This is a genomic window from Shewanella sp. NKUCC05_KAH, from assembly GCF_019345585.1.
GTDB lineage: Bacteria > Pseudomonadota > Gammaproteobacteria > Enterobacterales > Shewanellaceae > Shewanella > Shewanella oncorhynchi.
Map to the genome: position 1 here is coordinate 44339 of NZ_JAHKQZ010000006.1, position 20900 is coordinate 65238.

The 20900-nt window shown below is 47.0% G+C and carries 14 protein-coding genes; 2 read left to right on the top strand and 12 right to left on the bottom strand.

The genetic code is table 11. From position 1 onward, the window contains the following. Positions 1-5 precede the first annotated feature (5 nt). The 5 genes from cysQ to KO533_RS07625 form a co-directional block, all read right to left on the bottom strand. Positions 6-812: a 3'(2'),5'-bisphosphate nucleotidase CysQ gene (gene cysQ, locus KO533_RS07605; protein ID WP_219253529.1), complete on the bottom strand. Its 807-nt coding sequence runs from the start codon at positions 810-812 to the stop codon at positions 6-8. A 357-nt stretch (positions 813-1169) separates the two neighbouring features. After that, complete coding sequence (gene rfbD / locus KO533_RS07610) at positions 1170-2291, bottom strand: dTDP-4-dehydrorhamnose reductase (RefSeq protein WP_219253531.1); 1122 nt, start codon at positions 2289-2291, stop codon at positions 1170-1172. Between the two features lie 6 nt (positions 2292-2297). Then, positions 2298-3062, bottom strand: a complete 765-nt coding sequence (locus KO533_RS07615) for a phosphatase (RefSeq protein WP_028760589.1) — start codon at positions 3060-3062, stop codon at positions 2298-2300. A 50-nt stretch (positions 3063-3112) separates the two neighbouring features. Beyond that, positions 3113-6337, bottom strand: a complete 3225-nt coding sequence (locus tag KO533_RS07620; protein ID WP_219253533.1) for a DEAD/DEAH box helicase — start codon at positions 6335-6337, stop codon at positions 3113-3115. A 262-nt stretch (positions 6338-6599) separates the two neighbouring features. Then, positions 6600-8474, bottom strand: coding sequence for a DUF885 domain-containing protein (locus KO533_RS07625; RefSeq protein WP_251073380.1), 1875 nt, complete (start codon positions 8472-8474; stop codon positions 6600-6602). Between the two features lie 566 nt (positions 8475-9040). Here KO533_RS07625 and KO533_RS07630 point away from each other — a divergent pair. Continuing rightward, positions 9041-9250 carry a cold-shock protein gene (locus tag KO533_RS07630; RefSeq protein WP_006080998.1) on the top strand — a complete coding sequence of 70 codons (210 nt, stop codon included), beginning with the start codon at positions 9041-9043 and terminating at the stop codon, positions 9248-9250. Between the two features lie 110 nt (positions 9251-9360). On the opposite strand, the gene KO533_RS07635 is transcribed toward KO533_RS07630, so the two are convergent. Further along, a complete protein-coding gene (locus KO533_RS07635) occupies positions 9361-11307 on the bottom strand; it encodes a monovalent cation:proton antiporter family protein (protein WP_173245826.1) in 1947 nt (648 codons plus the stop codon). Between the two features lie 170 nt (positions 11308-11477). On the opposite strand from KO533_RS07635, the gene KO533_RS07640 reads away from it, so the two are divergent. Beyond that, positions 11478-12368, top strand: a complete 891-nt coding sequence (locus KO533_RS07640; protein ID WP_219253535.1) for a GGDEF domain-containing protein — start codon at positions 11478-11480, stop codon at positions 12366-12368. Between the two features lie 140 nt (positions 12369-12508). Here KO533_RS07640 and tilS read toward each other — a convergent pair whose 3' ends face one another. The 6 genes from tilS to fabZ all read right to left on the bottom strand — a co-directional run bounded on the left by tilS (position 12509) and on the right by fabZ (position 20897). Continuing rightward, positions 12509-13948, bottom strand: a complete 1440-nt coding sequence (tilS, locus tag KO533_RS07645) for a tRNA lysidine(34) synthetase TilS (protein ID WP_219253537.1) — start codon at positions 13946-13948, stop codon at positions 12509-12511. A gap of 41 nt (positions 13949-13989) precedes the next feature. Continuing rightward, the gene (gene dnaE, locus KO533_RS07650) at positions 13990-17463 is read right to left on the bottom strand and encodes a DNA polymerase III subunit alpha (protein ID WP_219253538.1); all 3474 of its coding nucleotides are present in this window, start codon (positions 17461-17463) and stop codon (positions 13990-13992) included. 150 nt (positions 17464-17613) lie between these two features. Next, positions 17614-18246 (bottom strand): ribonuclease HII, encoded by a 633-nt coding sequence (gene rnhB, locus KO533_RS07655; protein ID WP_219253540.1) that lies wholly within the window; start codon positions 18244-18246, stop codon positions 17614-17616. Further along, positions 18246-19424, bottom strand: a complete 1179-nt coding sequence (gene lpxB, locus KO533_RS07660) for a lipid-A-disaccharide synthase (protein WP_219253542.1) — start codon at positions 19422-19424, stop codon at positions 18246-18248. The genes rnhB and lpxB overlap by 1 nt, the downstream gene beginning before the upstream one ends. 241 nt (positions 19425-19665) lie before the next feature. Continuing rightward, positions 19666-20436 carry an acyl-ACP--UDP-N-acetylglucosamine O-acyltransferase gene (gene lpxA / locus KO533_RS07665; protein ID WP_028760598.1) on the bottom strand — a complete coding sequence of 257 codons (771 nt, stop codon included), beginning with the start codon at positions 20434-20436 and terminating at the stop codon, positions 19666-19668. Then, positions 20433-20897, bottom strand: coding sequence for a 3-hydroxyacyl-ACP dehydratase FabZ (fabZ, locus tag KO533_RS07670; protein ID WP_006080990.1), 465 nt, complete (start codon positions 20895-20897; stop codon positions 20433-20435). The genes lpxA and fabZ overlap by 4 nt, the downstream gene beginning before the upstream one ends. Between the last annotated feature and the right edge of the window lie 3 nt (positions 20898-20900).

A 20900-nucleotide genomic window follows, 5' to 3' on the forward strand; every position in this document is an offset into this window, starting at 1 on the left:
AATCGTTATTTTACCCAGCCAGGAGCTGTGGCAATAAAGTAAGGGTTTAAAATGTCAGGTTTTTGATTATAAGTTAATGGTTCACCTGAGTCATAACAGACAACTGTGCCGCCTGCACTTTCGAGCACAGCTTGCGCCGCCGCAGTATCCCATTCGCTGGTTGGGCCAAGTCTGGGGTACAGATCGGCACTGCCTTCTGCCAACATACAAAACTTAAGCGAGCTACCCACGCTTAAGATGTCATGCTCACCAAACTGTTGTAAATATTGCGTTAAGCCTGGGCTCAAGTGCGAGCGACTGCCGACAATCATCGGCATTTCGCGTGGCGTGTTGGCGCCCAATAAGGGACTCTCTTGACCCGCTTGTTGGCGCCACGCACCTAAATGTTTAGCGCCGTAATAATACGTATCGAGCACAGGCGCATATACTACACCTGCGATAGCAACCCCTTGATGGATAAGCGCAATATTGACGGTAAACTCGCCATTGCGTTTAATAAATTCCTTAGTGCCATCTAAAGGATCAATCAACCAATAGGTTTGCCATTGACGACGCACGTCCCACGCGATATCCGCCGCTTCCTCAGACATAATAGGAATACCGACAAACTGCTTTGCCAATGCCGCCACTATCACGTGGTGCGCGGCTAAATCGGCGGCCGTCACAGGGCTATCGTCCCCCTTATGGCTCACCGAAAAGTCATCTTGACCATAAACCGTCATAATGGCATCGCCTGCGGCTTTGGCAATCGCGACCACTTGCAGTAGATCTTGTTTGGTTAATGTCTGCGCTATTGTCGTCTTGTCTGTCACTGAAACTTCCTTAATGCATTAAATATCTTGGCATTATGCCATTGTCATCCAAGGGGAATTTAGAACAAATTCATCATACATCAAGCAAAATAGACTAAGACTCGCAGCTTAAACCGCGGTGCACAAAACCACTGATACACAAAGTGATTACGATACTAAGGCAAGCCATTGGCGCTGAGAAGAGGCTTAAGTCCAGCTGCATTCGTATTCACAGCCTATGTTTTCATATTGATAGTCTACATTTGTCGCTTAAATCTGATTATTGGCGGGCTTATGGTTTTCGAAAGCGTTAATCACTGCGATGACGTAAACGCTTAACGCCTGATTAAAACTGCCTAAACCCAAATGTGAGTCACGTTAATTGTCGTCATGATAGCGTCGCAACATGCAATTCAGTTGCTGACGCCAATCTTGCCATACGACGTTATCAGGCATAGGCAGTGCGGTATTGACAGCCAAAGCGGACTGCACTTTGGCACTATTCAACACGCTATAACTCGGTCTTTTTGCCAAACTCACGCCGCGATTTAATGCTTGTTTAGCATAGTGAGCGCTGGTAATCGGCTGGATAACTACTGGCAGACTTAACAGATTGAGCGCTAGGGCTTGTTGCTGGATTTCACAGGCAAATTCATACCAACTGCATTGGCCTTGAGCGCTGTAATGAAATACGCCCGAGCACTGTTGCATGACTAATGGCCAAATCACCTTAGCGAGTGCATCACTCCACGTCGGACAGCCGATTTGATCGACTATCACCTGCAATCTTGGTTGAGTGCGCATCAAGTTCAGCATGGTTTGGACAAAATTATGCCCATCTTGACCGTAGAGCCATGAGGTACGCACAATCGTTGCATCCTCGCCCAGAACCGCCAATACCTTCTGCTCGCCGAGCAACTTACTCTTGCCGTAAGCAGACAACGGCTCGGGAGCATCAAGTTCAACAAATGGCCTTGGTAAATGATTTGGAGCTGAGTCTGGATTTTGATACGGCTCAGCGCCAGTTTCTCTAACATCACAAACAGCATGACCACCAAACACATAATCGCTCGACACATGCAGTAGGCGCGCCCCCGACAGCCAACATTGCTGCGCCAATAACTCAGGGCCGAGTGCATTCACGCCATTCGCTTCGATTGCATGATGCTCAGCAGCATCCACTGCATTATAGGCCGCACAATTGATCACCCAGCTTGGTCGATATTGAGTAAACACTGCGGCAATATTGGCGGCATCGGTAATGTCTAACTGACTGCGACTCAGCGCATAAAGCTTAAGTGGTACGACTGAGTTTGCACTTGTACTTGTACTTGTGCTGGTATTTGGGGCTAGCTCACCAATATCGGCAGCGACTCTCAGCAAGGCCTGAGCGAGCTGACTCTTCGCGCCAGTGATTAACACCACTTGAGGAGTGTTAGCGTCTGTGGCACTCGCCGCCCCGCATTGAAGTGGCGTCACTTTAGTTGCCACTATTTTCATCACTAATCAACAGCATGGCTCATCGTCACTGAATAAGGGGATCAAATCAGCAACGGTTTCATGGCCACGGGCAGCTAAAAAGGCCAAGAGTGCTGAAGGACTACGATTGAGTAATCGTGATGGCGGATAAGCCACTTCATCGATAATCGCTTGCGCCCGCGCAAAACCGCCTAAGCTAAAAGCCACGTGGGAATCAGAGCCCATAACTAAAATAGTGCCAAATTCCTTGGCCGCTTTGGCAATCGCAGTGCAATTGGCTTCGCTGCCCTTACGGGACACTTCAAAGGAGGAATTGTTAATTTCGAGCGCCACACCGTATTCAGCAGCGGCGCGGGCAACGGCTTCAATATCAATTGGATAGGCGGGGTTTCCCGGATGAGTAATGATATCAACCTTGCCGCTCTTAATCGCATTAATCATGGCCTCTGTGTGAGTCGCTTTATCTGACGGAGGATAGACGGGCTCATGAAATCCTGCGAGCACAATATCGAGCTGCTTTAAATAATCACCAAAGAAATCAATCTCGCCGTCGATATTTTTGATATTGGCTTCGATACCCCGCAAAATCCCGACGCCATCAACCATACGTGGCAAAACTCTTAAATTCACAAAGTGCCAAAAATGCGGTGCATCGGCCATCGCAGGCCCATGATCTGTGGTGGCAAATAGGCGAATCCCCTTCTGCTTTGCCACCGCTAAGTAGTCATGAATCGTGCTATAAGCATGGCTCGAAGCCACAGTATGGGTATGAGTGTCGACTTGGTACTGCATGGTTCACCTCAGTCAAATGATTCAATCAATTTAGAAAAACTGGCCACGATTTAGCTAAAGAGCGATAACAGTTCATCGGCGCTTCCTTGCCATGTGCCCTTGCCTTTACCTTCGAGAATACTGTCCGCCAGACTTTGCTTATGCTGCTGCATTTCTTGGATTTTCTCTTCTACTGTACCTTCTGCAATCAGCTTATAGACAAACACAGGCTTATCTTGGCCGATACGATGGGCTCTATCCGTAGCCTGTTTTTCCGCCGCCGGATTCCACCAGGGATCATAGTGGATCACAGTATCCGCCGCGGTGAGATTGAGCCCAGTGCCGCCCGCTTTTAAGCTAATTAAGAACACAGGCGTGTCGCCCTCTTGGAACTTATCTATCTGCGCTTGGCGCAGGCGAGTTTGTCCTGTGAGCTTACTGTAATCGAGCCCCAAGTCCACCAGCTCAGCTTCAATCAAGCTGAGCATGCTAGTGAACTGGCTGAAAATCAATATCTTACGTCCCTCTAGCACCATCTCGGGCAAGTTCTGCTTCAGCCAGTCTAACTTAGCATTATTCTTCACTTTCTGCGCTTGCTCTAACTTCACCAAGCGCGGATCGCAGCAGGCTTGGCGTAGCTTAAGTAAGGCATCGAGAAACTCGATATGACTGCTACCAACGCCTTGAGTGGCAAATAAATCCCGCAGTTTTTTCTCCATCACCAGTCGAATACTCTCGTAGAGATTTCGCTGATCTTTTTCTAACTCTAAGCTCTGGGATATTTCGGTTTTAGGGGGTAATTCACCGACCACTTCATCTTTGGTTCGGCGCAGCACAAAAGGCGCAATCCGTTGACTCAAGATTTGCGCTTGCTCCATATCGCCATAACGTTCTATTTTGTGCCTAAAGGATTTGTTAAAGAAGGCATTCGTGCCGAGTAGTCCGGGCAAACAAAAATCCATCAAAGACTTAAGTTCGCCCAAATGATTTTCAAGCGGCGTACCCGACAGGCACAATCTAAACGGCGCTTTAAGATCTTTAATCACTTGAGTCACTTTCGCCTGCGCATTTTTTATCTGCTGCGCTTCATCGAGCACGATATGTTCAAACACCTGCCGTTGATAATAGTCACTGTCGCGCACGATCAGCGGATAGGTCGTCACCACAATATCAAACTCATTTAAGCGTTCGAGCAAAGGCTTGCGTAAAGCACCATGAATAACGACTAGCTTTAACGAAGGCGCAAATTTCGCGGCTTCTTTCGCCCAATTACCCACTAAGCTCGTTGGGCAAATAATTAAACTCGGTGAACAACTTGCCACCGTGGATTTTAGTTCTTGCTGCTTAAGTAAAAAAGCCAAGGTTTGAATGGTTTTACCCAGCCCCATATCATCGGCTAAAATACCGCCAAGCTGATATTCCTTTAAGAAACAGAGCCAATTCAACCCTTGCTGTTGATACTGACGTAACTCAGCATTTAAGTTGTCTGGGACTGCGACCTCTAACACACCGTTAAAATTTTCGAGCTTAGTCGCTAAACTGCGCACTCGTTCGCCATTAAGCAAACGAATATCACTGTCGGCAAAATCATTTAATAAGTGGGCACGGTATTTAGGCAAAGACACGCTGTTGCCTTTGTGGCTATCGAACAGTTCTAAAATAATGCTGATCAGCGGCTTAATCACGCTGGCTTTGACTTTTAACCAATCACCATTTGGGCTGGGTAACAGCAGTTCTGCATCATCGGCGGGCTCACCGTACTGCTTAAGCCAAGTGGCAATTAAAGGCAACATAGGCACTATTTGACCATCGATATCAGCATTCAGTGACAGAGAAAACCACCCCTCTTGCGTATCATCCAGCTCAATCGCCAGCGGAGTCTCAATGACATTTAAGCTGAAATTGTCGGCAAAATGCACTTGGTAGCCCACCAAGGCCTCCAGGATCGGGATTTCCTGTTGAATAAAGTGCAACCAAGCATCAATCGTTTCAGGCAGTGAACCTAACCCCCAAATACTGACATAGCTGCCACTGTTAGGGATAAAAGAAGGCGCAAGCTCCACCAGTTCCAATGCCATCAAACGATTAATCACATCCATTTCCGCATCGAGTTGACGCGCGACTTGATAGGTTTTGCCTTGATGGGTGACTAAAGACAAGGGCTCGTCGGGATACTGACCGCCGAGCACCACATCTTGATAGATAAACTCCAGCAGCACTAATGGCTGCGCCATAGCAAACTCAGGTAACTCCTGCGAGGTTAAGGTCAACCTAACTTGAAGCGGCACTTGCAGCTCGACAAAATCAATCAAAGCCGGCGTAGGTACCGTTTTCGCCGAAAAATGCTTAATCAGTTTGTGGCTCACCAGTTCAATCTGCGAGCTAGGCACTGGCGGCATCTGACTGAGTAATAACAGCTTTTCAACACTGATCTCTGTGTCCAATGCGCCAACTTTAAAATAATCTAAATCGATATAAGTCGGTGGCTCACAGGGGATCAGCTCCCAATTGTCCTTATTGGGCAGCATTAACTGCATTTGTTTATGCTCGGCATCCTTATCTAACCAAATGAATTCAGGCTTGCTCGCTTCACCTCGGGTGAGCGGTAAACGACTCTCCTCCCAAAAACACCGCCCAGTGACGAGCATTTTTTCCAGTGCCATGGCACCTAACTGAGCTTTAAGATACAGACGCGAGGCACCGTGGCGACGGGTTGACATGATGAGATTGATGATGAGCACGTCTTCAGCGCCAATCCAAGCGGGCATGTAATATTGCACGTCGGATAAAGCGATTTTCGAGCCTTTGTTATAGCCACCATTCTTCGCCAACTTGCCTTTTCTTAGCTCAAGAAACACACCGTTATCATCTTTAGATAACACGTACAGCACGCGATCGTCGTAGAGTAAATCAACATTTGAAACCGTGAGATCATCACTTTCGTCTAGCAGATGTAACCACTGAGCAATACGTTGATCTTCAACGGTTCTATCACTCAGTAAACTGTAAAGTACGGCAGCAATATGTTTGCAATGCCCAGTGGCGGGACATGAACAGAAGCCATTCATGATCAACTTATGGTTCATGCTGACAAGGCGAATATCCTGCCGATAGGGCTGGGATTCCGTCCCCATGACACGACCTTCAATATGACGAAAATCGGCGTTCGCTTTGGCGCTCAACACCCGTCCCTTCATCACATAATCACGGGCACGCATTAAGGTTGGCGGCGTGAATAATGACTCAATCGTGGTTCGAGTCAATTGGATAGGATCTTGGGGGGACAAGCGATTCATGTAAAAACCTTGAAACTAAAAATATCAACTCCGAGCAATAGCAAGCCATTGCCGCGCGACATTTATCAATAAGTTGTGTGGGATTGTATTGAAAGCCTTGGCCGAAAGCCAGAATGATAGCCACGATAGACAGCCCCACCATGCCCGCAGGATAAAATAACAAACTTATCCGCAGACAGGGAACGGGTCTCATCCAGAGAAAAGTCATTGATAAGTAATACTTTATTATCAATTACTGAACGTTAACTGTTACAACCAAATGCTAAACTTTCGCTTTAGCGTCAGTGGCTTTGGCCTCAGCATTTTTTGTATCAGCACTTTTTTTATCAGCAATGTAGCGATCGACTAATGTTTCTAAGATATCCAAAGGAACTGCACCATTCTTCAGAACTACATCGTGGAAATCCCTGAGATCGAACTTATCACCTAAGGCCAACTTGGCTTTTTCGCGCAGTTCGAGAATTTTCATCATGCCGACTTTATAGGCCGTCGCTTGGCCTGGCATAACGATATAACGCTCAATCTCAGCCGTGACATCACGATCGGACATGCCAGTATTTTTCTTCATATAGTCAATCGCTTGCTCGCGAGTCCAACGGCTATGATGAATACCTGTATCTACCACTAGACGCACAGCGCGGAACAACTCTGCCTGCAAACGACCGATATTATCAAAGGGATCCTTTTGAAAACCAAGCTCCCAAGCCAAACGTTCGCTATATAAAGCCCAACCTTCAATGTATGCCGTAAAAGGCGCCATCTTACGAATAAGTGGCATACCTTCTAACTCCATCGCCACTGCAATTTGGAAATGATGCCCAGGGATCCCCTCGTGGTAGGCTAAAGTGCGCATACCGTATTTAGGCGTGGCCTTGATGTCATATAAATTGGCATAGAAACGCCCTGGACGACTACCGTCTATCGCGGGCTGCTGATAATAGGCACCCGGTGCTGTTTTCTCTTTAAATTCAGGAATGCGCACCACTTCCATGCCTGCTTCGGGTCGAATACGGAAGGCATCACCGAGTCCCGCATTCACTTCATCAAGAATCGCTTGATAATCAACGAGGATTTGCGCCCTACCCGCATCGCTATCCTCGTAGTAAAACTTAGGATCGGCGGCTAATGCTTCAATCGCGACCGAGAAACCTTGGCTTATATCGTAACCTTCAGCGGCTAAAATAGTCATGATTTCATTTTGAATGCGATCTACCTCTGCGAGCCCTTTGGCATGGATTTCATCCGCAGTGTAATTAGTGGTCGTAAAGAACTTCAGCAGTTGCTCATAGGCAAGGGAGCCATTAGGCAGCGCCCAATAACCATCATCCGTCCCAGCTTTGGCTTGTAGCTGGGTAAAATAATCAATAAATAATTGATACGCTGGATGCACGTAACCTTTAATGTCCGCTTCCGCCGCTGCCAATAACCGTGCTTGCTCATCGGCACTGATATCCGTGTCAGCCAATTTAGTTTTGAAGGAACTGTAGAGAATATTGTCTTGCACTGGCGTCGCGACAAAATCATTCATCTCGATGAGCACCCGCTCAATCACGAACTTAGGCGGAATAATCCCTTTAGCCTCACGAATTTTTAAACCTTCGAGAGTTTGCGCAAACTTAAGTTTCACCTTTTGTAAACGCGACAGATAATTTTCTGCATCGCCCACAGAATGCACTTGGTGCTGCGCCTGCATAAAGCTTGGATACCCGTTTTGCACGCCAAATAACTGATTCAGCGGATAGTTATGGTAACGATACGGCTCAGAGACCAATGCGAAATCGGCAAGATATAGGGCAATATCCTTGGAGATACGTTGATTTTCATCTAAATCCGCATCGGAATAGCTCAATAGGGTTTCACGCAGATCTCGCACTTGCGCGAAAGTCTTATCCATCGCCTCTGGACTATCGTCATCCAACTCGGCGTTATGGCCTGTAATCCCTACCGATTCTAAGAAACCCAATGAGGTTAAGGTCTCAGGGCTTTCGAAAGCCATCTTGACCACACTGCGGTCTAGAAATGCGCGAAAGAAAAACGGCTTTTTCGCAAACCATTCATGGGCGGCCAGCGCCACTAATAACAGCACTAAGACTAAGCTGCCGAGTCCAATCCGTTTTAGTACTGTTTTCAACGTCATTCTCCATTCTTATTATATTCAATCTAAAGTTATCGCCCTGAATCCATAGCTCAAGCACGTTTTTATTGGATGACGAGAATACCATTAACCACAAATAAGCAACAATTCAATAACGTAACGAATCATGACAGAATCCTTACCTAAGCATACAAGCCGCATTTAAACCTAATGGAACGGATTGAAAGGTTAATCGCAAGTCAGTCGTGGCAAACATAAAAAAACTTTTACACTAGATAACAATCAAACATAAAACCTATTGCTTTGAATATTAAGAGTTATATCTAATTCCGCACTCAATAAGTCGCAAAAAAGCAGTTTCAATATGAGAAGTATTTAAAAATAAAACTATACAAACCCCTAGAGTATGTTAATCTGCACTCCGGCCTGTGATTCAGACCTATTTATAAGCAATATTATGTATTTGAAAACCTTCGCTACGCCTGTAATATTTTTTTTGCTGTCATGAAGCTTTCCACTCATAACTTATCATCAATGTAAATAATTCTATTTCTGGCTAACATACCGCATAATTGCGAATTATTTGTTTGAAAATTTTGGAGACATTCATGTCTAAAACTACTGGTGTAGTTAAATGGTTTAACGAAGATAAAGGTTTTGGTTTTATTTCTCCTGACAATGGTGGCGCTGACGCATTCGTTCATTTCCGCGCAATCGTTTCAGAAGGCTTTAAAACTCTTGCTGAAGGTCAAAAGGTTTCTTTTGACATCGAACAAGGCCAAAAAGGTCCTCAAGCTGCGAACGTAGTTATTCTGTAATTAGACTTTGTCTAATTTAAGTTAACAAGTTCCAGACAAAAATGCCGACACTATGTCGGCATTTTTATATCTGCATTTTCATCCATCTCAAAAGAGTGAACCTCAGGCCTTTAGCCATGTAGGAGCTTAGCCTCAGCTTTCTCAAGTCGTCGTGGTTTACCCACTATCAGTAAGATATCCCCTGCACGAAAAACCCAGTCCTGCTCAGGATGTTCCACTTCAGCGCCATTGCGACGAATCGCCCTTAACTCTACTTTCAATGTTTCCCACAGGATATCGGCAACGGTTTTACCAATCGCATCAGCCCCACGCGGTAATGCCACCGCATGCAATGACTCTAAAGTAAAATCAGTTTCTGTACCGGAAAAGAAGCCGTGTAAAAATTGATAATGATTGCGCCGCTCAGATTCTAGCCGTTTTAGGATCCGTGCCAATGGCACACCACATTGGTGTAGTACCTGCGATACTAACATCAAGCTCCCCTCTAAAGACTCTGGGATCACTTGATTAGCTCCCGCCTTTTTAAGCAAGTCTAGATCACTGTCGTCTTTGGTTCTAACTAAAATTTTAGCCTCTGGTGCCAATAACTTACATAAAGGTAAGACTTCTTCTAAACTACGTGACTCACAAAAAGTGATAACGATCATCTTGGCCTGTTTAACGCCCATTTGTTTTAAAATTGCCCGTTTACACACATCACCGAAATAAATAGGTTCGCCCGCACGACGCGCTTCAGTGACGCGCGTTGGATCGAGATCCAATACCAGATAAGGTACAGCTTCAGTTTTTAAAAAACGGGCAATGGTTTGTCCTACTCGGCCGTAACCAAAAATCATCACCAGCTCATGATCATCCATCATCAATGGCACAGCTTCATCCACATGCTTTGCCTGACGGATCCCCAGCGCCCACTTAGCAATATCCACACTATGACGAACTAACCAAGGAGCTATTGCCATGGAAAGCACGGCGACCATGACTAATATGGTACTGATCTCATTATTTAAAAGTTGATAGTTGACCGCTAAAGCCAATACCACAAAACTGAACTCCCCCACTTGAGCTAAGCTCATAGCCGTACTCATCGCAATTCGAAAAGGCTCACCTACTAATCTTAAAATGCCATGAATGATCAGCGCCTTACCTAGCACAACAGCCACTAAGATCAGCAGTATCTGCCACCAGAAACGTATCACTAAGGTAAAGTCCAGCATCATGCCAATGGAGATGAAAAACAGCCCCATCAATAGATCACGAAACGGTCGTATATCCGCCTCAAGTTGGCGGCGATACTGGCTTTCTCCCAGCAGCATACCCGCCATAAATGCCCCCAGCGCCATAGATAATCCTAGCCACTGAGTAAAAGCCCCTGTGACAAGCGCAACGACTAAGGTCGATAATACAAACAGCTCATTGGAGCGAGAACGCGCAACCTCATCAAATATCCGCGGCAACGCCCACTTACCAAACGCCATTAAGAGGAAAAAGGCCAATATGCCTTTGAGCAAGGCAAAGGCGATATCCGCGACCATCAAAGGTTCGCCGCCATTGGCCAGTAATGGCAATAGGATCAACAACGGCACAACCGCTAAATCTTGGAACAAAAGCACGCTGACGGAGAGTTCGCCGTGGCGGCGCCTCAGCCATCCCTGTTCATTGAGTAATTTGAGGACAATAGCAGTAGATGACAACGCGATGGCAGCACCGATAACCAAGGCTTCAACCCAATTCAGGCCGCACAATAGGGCCACGCCCATGGTCAACAGGGTCGTGATCACCATCTGCGCACTGCCTAAGCCAAATACAGTCCGGCGCATGGCCCACAGCCGCGGCACAGAGAACTCTAAGCCTAAGGTAAACATCAGCAGCACAACGCCAAGCTCGGCGACAGATTGCATTTGATGCTGGGTAAACCAATGAAAACCACTCGGGCCACTCACAACCCCTGTGAGTAAATAAGCCAGAATTGCGGGTAGGCCCAAACGACGCAGCACGGCAATGGCCACAATGGCAATCACGAGCATAAGTAATACTTGGATTAAAAAGCTATGTTCCATTGGGGCTATGACTCCTGTCAAAATGCTGACGTGTCAAAAAATCTAACGCTGAGTTTTAAGCTTAACTGAATGACTAACAAAGACAAATTTTATTAACAAATATTGCGGCACGGTATTTGCTTAGACTAGGTTAGAGATGTATCGCACTAACATTTGCTGGAGTGATGATTATGGACTTTGGCCTAGCGACCGAGCTGTATCCCGACGAATATCGCTATCAAACAGAACATTATAGTCCCAATGATAATCCATTGGACTTGATACAAGTGATCCAACAACTGCATGCCAGTTTAGATCCTAGGACAGTCTTTGCCTGCTATGGCAAAGTGCTGGGACAACACTTGCCGATCCAAGGCGTGCGCTTAACCTATGGAGAGCACAAATTCAGCTGGGGCAAACGTTATGGTATCAGCGTCAAACGACAGCTCATGTGTGCAGGAATGCCATTAACGATTCAGTACCAACTGGTGACGCCATTTACGCCATCACAAACCTCAAACTTACAGGATATTGAACCGCTGTTATTGCAACCTTTATTAAATGCGTTGCAATATCAAGAAATGTCGATGCAAGCTATGTTTGACTCACTCACTGGCTTAGGCAATCGCCATTATTACAGTCAGAGTCTCAGTAATGCGACCGCAAGAGCCCATCGAAAACAAGGAGCAGTCGCTCTCATAGTGCTCGATCTTGATAACTTTAAACAACTTAATGATAAATTCGGCCATAAATGTGGTGACTATATTCTGAAGGAATTTGGTGACATCATTCGTGCAACCATACGCAATACAGATCAAGCCTTCCGGATTGGTGGTGATGAATTCGTCATTATTGTCCAAGGCAATATTCATGCGGCTGGCTTGTTATGTGAACGGATTGTCTCGGTAATCAATCAGCACAGTAGTTTCAATCAATTTGGGGTGAGCTGTAGTTTAGGGGCGGCAGAATCACACGATACCATTGAAGCCGAACAACTTTATGAACTTGCCGATAAGGCGCTTTATCAAGCCAAAGCCGCCGGACGTAACTGCTATAAACTCAGCAAAAATCAATTAGTTTAACACGCGCAGGGATGCCAAATGAAATGCGATAACTCACTCGCAGCGCGTACCCCATAAAGGTCTAAATCAAACTGACGCGCTGCGTTCCACTCTCCTCTCGCTTTCCTAGAACACACCAATATTCCAAGATTGACTCTCGACTAGAATTCCTTTGCTTCCTCAACAAACACCTGTAAACCAAGTCCATTCGACTCAACAATAAAGCCCTTTTCAACCCACAGCCCAATTGCCATCACCAGTTGCTCGCCATAAAACACAAACCCCACCTTTTCGCGTACCCAAGGCGGAATGGCAAACTCTTGCCACAGTTTCTTTAATTCTCGCCCCTTAGCCCGAGAATGCGGGTGGCAGCGAAATTGCCCCGCAAGTTGATAACGCACACTGACCACTTCATCAGGCCAAGGTAAGCGGACTCTGGGACCTTGTTCTGTCACTATCAGCCTAATCTGCTCACCATTCGCTAAGCCCTCTGGCGACACGACTAATTCGGTACTATCTCCCTGTAATAAAGAAATAAAGTCATGCTGTGTCAAGGTCCAACTCACAGGCCGAGTGTGACGTTTGTGAGTTTGATACTTGAATAAATAGACTTGATTAGCAAAGCGGCGGATTTCACACTCACCCACTCGAATATGCACTTTAGCATCGTCTTTCGCGTTAAGAAGCTGAGTGATGATTTGCTTAAGCTGCACCTTTGAGGGCAAAGCAAAACCTTGGGATTCAATAAAACCCCGCAAGAGTAACGCTTGCCAGTCGGCTGACTGTTCGGCAAAACCATCGAGCTTGAATACACTTTGAGTATGGTAAGGCGCTTGGGTTAACCATAAAGGTAAACGTTCACTCACCTGTAAATCCAGCGTCGCCTGTTGCTCGGCGCACAATGCCGCACTTCGACTCGCAGTTGTCGCAATACTCGGCCAACGCGCTTTTAAGCGGGGAATGATTTCTAAGCGTAAAAAATTTCGATCGTACTTATCGTCTTGATTACTTTCATCTTCGATATGCACTAAGCCTTGATGTTTCGCGTAGGCTTCAATTTGCTCACGGCTGATATCCAATAACGGCCGCAGTTGTTTGCCTTGTGCTAATGCTTGAACTTGTCCCATGGCCGCCAGCCCTTTCGGCCCCTGACCACGTTTCAGCGCCAGTAAAATAGTCTCAAGCTGATCATCTTCATGGTGAGCCGTCAGCAACACATCATTGGCACTTAAATGCCGCTCGATCGCCTGATAACGCACTTTTCGCGCTTCAGCTTCAAGGCTCAATCTTGGCCCACGATTAACCGTGACTCGCTCAACCGTCACGGGTAGGCCGTAATACTGGCCCCGCTCAAGGCAATGCTGTGCCCAAGCCTCAGCGTTATCGCTTATGCCATGGTGTACATACACTAGCTGATAATTAAACTCCGGATGTTTCCGTGCAAACTGGCTTAAACCAAAGGCCAAGACTTCGGAATCAACCCCACCACTGTAAGCCAGTACTAACTTGCTGTCAGGCGCTAAGGATTGCGCAGCCAAAAAATCACAGATATGCGCGCTGAGATCGCCAGCAGTCGACGCTTCGTCAAGCTTAACCGACATAAGTTAACTTCATCTGTTTGCACCTAAGACATTCGCCAACATTAGAATAAAATTCTCACCTTGTTTGGCCCGAGGAGCGATTCGAGCGAGAGCATCAAGTCATCGGTCGGATTCACTCGCCAAGCATCGGCTAACCTAAACTGACCTTTGGCTTGAGCTTGAGTGTAATTGATCACCACAGGCACGGCGCCGTTACGCCACGGGCTTAGGGCTTGCTCGAAAGTGTCTAACGCCGATGGCGTTAACTCGCTGCCATCCATATCAATTTCCAGCGCCTTGGCAAAGTGGCTGCGCGCCTCACTGATATCGATGATGTTACGCGCCGTCATGCGGTTACCGCCGGCAAAATCATCGTAACTCACCTCACCTTCACAAATGAGGATGCGGTCTTTCTCCAGCAGATGATTAAACTTTTCAAAGGCTTCGGTAAACAACATGATTTCAAGACGTGCGCTCTTATCATCGAGCGTCAACAGACCCATTTTCGAGCCGCGCTTGGTCAGCATCACTCGCGTTGCCACCACTAACCCAGCAGCCTTAGCGGTTTTACCGCGTTCGGTAGGATGCACATCTTTCAAACGACCGGACGTGTAATGCTTCAGCTCTTTTAAATATTGATTGATCGGATGACCGGTCAAATACAAGCCTAAGGTTTCGCGCTCGCCTTCGAGCCAAATTTTATCTGGCCATGGGGTACATTCGACAAACTGCTGCTTACTGTCTTCGGGTTCACTGTTGAGCAAACCAAACATATCGTGTTGGCCAATCGCCTCGGCTTTGGCATGTTGATCAGCAGCCCGAATCGCTTCGGGCAAGGTTGCCATCATAGACGCACGATGCGGCCCTAGAGTATCGAGTGCGCCCGCGCAGATCAGCTTTTCAATCACGCGCTTATTGAGCTTTTTCAAATCGATACGGGCACAGAAATCGAATAAATCCACGAAGGGGCCATCTTTACGCGCCTCTAAAATCGATTCAACTGGACCTTCACCCACGCCTTTAATGGCGCCAATGCCATAAACAATGCGCAAATCATCATCGACGGTAAATTTGAACAAGCCTTTGTTCACATCCGGAGGAATGAGCGGTAGCCCCATACGCTCGCATTCATCGACCAAGGTCACAATTTTATCTGTGTTATCCATATCGGCCGACATTACCGCCGCCATAAACTGCGAAGGATAATGGGTTTTTAGCCATAAGGTCTGATAAGACACAAGCGCATAGGCGGCTGAGTGAGATTTGTTAAAACCGTAGCCGGCGAACTTTTCCACTAAGTCGAAGATCTTCATCGACAAGTCGCCGTCGACGCCGTTATTGATTGCGCCCTCTTTAAAGATACTGCGCTGCTTGGCCATCTCTTCGGGTTTTTTCTTACCCATAGCACGGCGCAACATGTCGGCGCCGCCAAGCGTGTAACCCGATAACACCTGTGCAATCTGCATCACTTGCTCTTGATACAGAATAATACCGTAGGTCGGTGATAACAGTTCTTTTAAGGATTCATGCTGGTACTGAGAATCGGGATACGATACTTCCTCGCGCCCATGCTTACGCTCGATAAAGTTATCTACCATGCCCGATTGCAAAGGCCCAGGACGGAACAATGCCACCAGTGCGATCATGTCTTCAAAACAGTCGGGCTGCAGACGTTTAATCAAATCCTTCATACCGCGGGATTCCAACTGGAATACCGCCGTGGTTTCATATTTTTGCAACAAGCGGAAAGATGCCGCATCCGTTAACGGAATCGCTTCGATACGCACAGGTGGGCGACCATTTTTGACCTCGACCTTGTTCACCATCTCCAGTGCCCAGTCGATGATTGTCAAAGTACGTAAACCCAAAAAGTCGAATTTAACTAAACCTGCGGTTTCGACGTCATTTTTATCGAATTGTGTTACTGGGTTTTTACCTTCAGCATCGCAATAGAGCGGCGCAAAATCGGTAATTTTTGTCGGTGCAATCACCACACCACCCGCGTGTTTACCCGCGTTACGCGTCACACCCTCGAGCTTGCGACACATGTCGATCAGATCTTTTACGTCTTCATCGGCATCATAGGATTCTTGCAGTGCTGGCTCGACTTCAAAGGCTTTCGCCAGTGTCATTCCTGGTTCAGGAGGAATGAGTTTAGAAATTCGGTCAACGAAACCGTAGGGATGACCCAGCACACGGCCAACGTCACGAATAACCGCTTTTGCCGCCATAGTTCCGAAGGTGATGATTTGCGATACCGCTTCGCGGCCGTACAATTCGGCCACATGGTCGATCACTTCATCACGTCTATCCATGCAAAAGTCGACGTCAAAGTCGGGCATAGAAACCCGCTCTGGGTTGAGGAATCGCTCGAACAGTAAGTCAAATTCTAATGGGTCTAAGTCGGTAATCTTAAGCGCATAGGCCACGAGTGAACCCGCGCCCGAGCCACGACCAGGCCCTACTGGAATACCGTTATCTTTACCCCATTGGATGAACTCCATCACGATCAAGAAGTAACCGGGGAACCCCATCTGGTTGATCACTTTAAGTTCAATGTCGAGGCGCTCATCGTATTCGCCGCGTTTCTCGGCGCGCACCTCAGGATCAGGGAACAAAAACTCGAGCCGCTCTTCAAGGCCCTTCTTCGAACAATCAACCAGAAAGTCTTCGATGGACATATCGCCCGTCGGGAAGTTAGGCAGGAAATATTCGTATAAACGGATCGTTACATTACAGCGTTTAGCGATTTCGACACTGTTCGCCAACGCCGCAGGAATGTCGGCGAATAGTTCACACATTTCCTCTTCGCTACGCAAATACTGCTGTTCACTGTATTTTTTAGGACGTCGCGGATCGGCAAGGGTAAAGCCATCGTGAATTGCCACCCGAATTTCATGGGCGTCAAAATCTTCAGGCTTAAGGAACACCACCTGATTGGTGGCCACCACAGGGATGCCCTTGTCCTGCGCTAAGACCACGGCCATATGCAGATAACGCTCTTCATCGGGACGACCCGTGCGGATAAGTTCGAGGAAATAGCGATCGGCAAAATGAGTCTGATAAAACTCACATAAAGACTCGACTTGTGTACCATTGCCCTTGAGCAGTGCCTTACCCAGATCGCCTTCTTTGGCGCCCGATAACAGCAAAATGCCTTCGTTATAAGTGAGTAACCACTCTTGGTCTATCACTACACGGCCGGCCACTTGGCCACGCAAATAGGCTTGACTGATGATTTGGGTCAGATTCTGATAACCGACATTGTTCATCGCAATGATGGTTAAGGCGCATAATTCGCCTTCAAATCCGGGCACTTGCATCCAAAAATCGGCACCAATAATCGGCTTGATCCCCGCACCATGGCAACCACTGTAAAACTTCACCAAACCACAAAAATTATTTTGGTCAGTCAAGGCGACCGCGGCCATTCCCTGCGCTTCCACCTGCGCCAAAATAGGCTTGACCTTGGCCACGCCATCGGTCATAGAGAAGTCACTGTGGACACGAAGATGCACAAAACGAGGATCGGACATAATTAGGATTATCTTTGAATAGCAGGTTAACAATAACTAGAAAGCAGACTAACAAAGTCACGCAGCCAGAGCCAGTGACTTTGCTGGATAACGGGAACTTATACCCAAACAACCTGAAACTCGTATCTTCAGGTAGCTTGGGAGCACAGCTTACAGTCCCAGTAATGCCTTGACGGGTTTGAAACTTTTACGATATTGGTCAAACACCCCATGTTCGGCGATGGCCTCAAAATGCGCCTTAGTCGGATAGCCCTTATGCTTAGCAAAACCGTATTGCGGATAAGCAGCATCGAGCACATCCATCTCACGATCACGCGTCACTTTGGCGATAATCGATGCGGCACTAATACTGGCAATTAAACCATCACCTTTAATGATACTGTGACTGGTAAGTGAGACGCCATTATGGGCAACAAATGCCGGACTGCGATTGCCATCGACTAACACCAACGCAGGCGCAATCTTAAGCCCAGCAACCGCGCGCTGCATTGCCAACAAAGTGGCGTGCAAGATATTAAGCGTATCGATTTCAGCAGGACTTGCGCGGCCCACGTGATAACACAGGGCTTTTTCACAAATCTCATCAAACAAAGCTTCGCGACGCTTCTCACTGAGTTTCTTGGAATCATTCAGACCACTGATGGACTTGTTTGGATCTAAAATCACAGCCGCAGTCACTACATCGCCGACTAAAGGCCCACGGCCGACTTCATCCACACCAGCAATTAATCCCGTCGAAAAGGCCAGCAAATCGGCGTCGGTTAAACTTTTAAAAGTTGCCACTAGTTAGCCTCCAGCGATTTAGCATGACTTGGTTTAGGCTCAATCAGTGCCATTACCGCTTCAGCGGCTTTTAAGCTCGCATCACGGCGTAACACTTGGTGCAGGGCATCAAACTCAGCTTTGAGCGGCGTAAAATCTCGATTTAACTCGACTGTGACCGCCGCAGCTATTTTCTCTGGCGTGCAATCTTCTTGAATGAGCTCAGGGACGAGATCTTTTCCAGCCAGTAGATTCGGTAACGAGAAACGCTCGACCTGCATCATGCGCTTAGCAATCCAATAGGTCATAGGGCTAACACGATAAGCCACCACCATTGGACGCTTGACCAACATGGCTTCTAACGTCGCGGTGCCAGATGCTAATAAAATGCCATCGGCAGCCGCCATGACTTCGCGCGACTGACCTTCGACCATATGAATTTCGAGATCCGGTGCAAAATCCTTCAGCGCTTGCTCAAATTGCTCACGGCGTTTTTGATTGACCAGTGGCGTCACAAAACGTATATCAGGGAAGTTCTGTTTAATCAGTAAAGCCGCCTTCACGAAAGGCTCAGCCAGTTGCTTTAACTCGCCACTACGGGATCCCGGTAGAATCGCTAAATATTCTGCATCGGCATCGAGTTCGAGTAACTGGCGCGCCGCCGCTTTATCACTTCGCAACGGAATATCATCCGCTAAGGTATGACCCACAAAGGTGCAAGGTACTTGATGCTTGTCATAAAAAGCTTTCTCAAAAGGCAATAGCGACAACACCATATGGGTCGCCTTCGCGATTTTGAATATACGTTTTGGGCGCCATGCCCACACGGATGGGCTCACATAATGGACGGTTTTAATACCGCGCGCTTTAAGTTTAAGCTCGAGGCCTATATTAAAATCCGGTGCATCTATGCCAATAAAACAATCGGGCTTAAGCGCGGTGATCTCTTTAATCAAGGATGACCGCACTTTTAATAAGCGAGGTAGACGGGATAACACTTCAACGATTCCCATCACTGCGAGCTCTTCCATCGCAAACAGGGATTTGAAGCCTAGGGCTTCCATGCGGGGTCCACCGATACCGAAAAAGCGCGCATCGGGATGGGTCTTTTGCAGCGCAGCCATTAAACCTGCACCTAAAATATCGCCTGAGAGTTCTCCGGCAACCATGGCAAACACTAATGGAGTTTTATTGCTCATAAACCAATCACGTCTCATGAATTAATGGCATTGGATGAAGAGGTAAACCGCACCTAAAATGCATCGTTCCAAGCCTACACTTATGTTAAGTTAATGATTCAATCAATGACTAAGCTCATTTATGGTCGAATGCATTGATGAATAAACGCATTTTTAACGGCTACGTCTACCACAAAAAAGGCTTAAACCAATAATACAAAAGGGCATATAAATGCCCTTTTGTTGTCATGTGGTCATCAAGTTAGCGAATAATGCCGCGACTCGATGACTTTACAAACTCAAGCAGTAATTTGACTTGCTCATCATTCTGCGCATCTTCAGCTAATGCTTCAATCGCTTCTTCTACCGTTAAACTGCTACGGTATAAGGTTTTATAAGCACGACGCACGGCTAACTGGCTTTCTTTAGAAAAACCGCGACGCTTCATACCTTCGCTGTTTAAGCCGCGAGGCACTGTCGGTTGACCCGCTGCCATCACAAAAGGAGGCACATCCTGCAAAACTAAAGAACAACCGGCAGTAAACGCATGGGCACCAATATGCACAAACTGATGTACGCCTGTCATACCGCCTAAAATCGCCCAGTCACCGACGTGCACGTGACCTGCAATAGATGCGTTATTCGCCATGATGACATTATCGCCGACCACACAGTCATGGGCGATATGCACATAGTTCATAAACAAGTTATTCGACCCAATACGGGTTTCACTGTTATCTTGAACTGTACCGCGGTGAATGGTCACGTTTTCACGGATGACGTTATTGTCGCCAATGATCAGTCGTGTCGGCTCGCCAGCGTACTTTTTGTCTTGGCATTCTTCACCAACGGAGGCGAATTGAAAAATACGATTCCCTTTGCCGATAATCGTTGGGCCTTTGACCACCACATGGGAACTCAACCAACAATCATCACCAATTTCGACGCCCGCACCGATATAGGTCCAAGGGCCAATAGTGACGTTATTGCCAATTTTTGCATCGGGATGCACAAACGCTAATGTATCTATCACTGACTAATCTCTCTGCGGGCACACATGATTTCAGCGGAACAAACCACTTCACCATCCACTTTGGCCTCACCGTAGAAAACGCCAATCCCGCGGCGCTCTTTAATCATTTTGACATCAAAATGAATTTGATCTCCTGGCTCAACCACACGTCTAAAACGCGCATTATCGATACCAGCAAAGTAATACAGCACACCTGGTGGTGGTACATCACTACTCATCGTTTTAAAGGCTAACAGGCCAGTTGCCTGTGCCATCGCTTCTAAAATAAGCACACCTGGCATCACAGGTTGTATCGGGAAATGTCCCTGAAAAAATGGCTCATTTATTGAAACGTTTTTGATCGCCTGCAGACTAACACCAGGAGTGTAATCAAGCACACGATCGATCAATAGGAATGGATATCTATGGGGTAGATATTTAAGTATTTCTTTAATATCCATAGTGTTCATTTGATTAGACACGAA

Bases quoted from the DNA above. Each gene is read 5' to 3' on its own strand.
- rfbD (WP_219253531.1), bottom strand. From the start codon at position 2,291: ATGAAAATAGTGGCAACTAAAGTGACGCCACTTCAATGCGGGGCGGCG.
- KO533_RS07615 (WP_028760589.1), bottom strand. From the start codon at position 3,062: ATGCAGTACCAAGTCGACACTCATACCCATACTGTGGCTTCGAGCCAT.
- KO533_RS07620 (WP_219253533.1), bottom strand. From the start codon at position 6,337: ATGAATCGCTTGTCCCCCCAAGATCCTATCCAATTGACTCGAACCACG.
- KO533_RS07625 (WP_251073380.1), bottom strand. From the start codon at position 8,474: ATGACGTTGAAAACAGTACTAAAACGGATTGGACTCGGCAGCTTAGTC.
- KO533_RS07630 (WP_006080998.1), top strand. From the start codon at position 9,041: ATGTCTAAAACTACTGGTGTAGTTAAATGGTTTAACGAAGATAAAGGT.
- KO533_RS07635 (WP_173245826.1), bottom strand. From the start codon at position 11,307: ATGGAACATAGCTTTTTAATCCAAGTATTACTTATGCTCGTGATTGCC.
- KO533_RS07640 (WP_219253535.1), top strand. From the start codon at position 11,478: ATGGACTTTGGCCTAGCGACCGAGCTGTATCCCGACGAATATCGCTAT.
- tilS (WP_219253537.1), bottom strand. From the start codon at position 13,948: ATGTCGGTTAAGCTTGACGAAGCGTCGACTGCTGGCGATCTCAGCGCG.
- dnaE (WP_219253538.1), bottom strand. From the start codon at position 17,463: ATGTCCGATCCTCGTTTTGTGCATCTTCGTGTCCACAGTGACTTCTCT.
- lpxB (WP_219253542.1), bottom strand. From the start codon at position 19,424: ATGAGCAATAAAACTCCATTAGTGTTTGCCATGGTTGCCGGAGAACTC.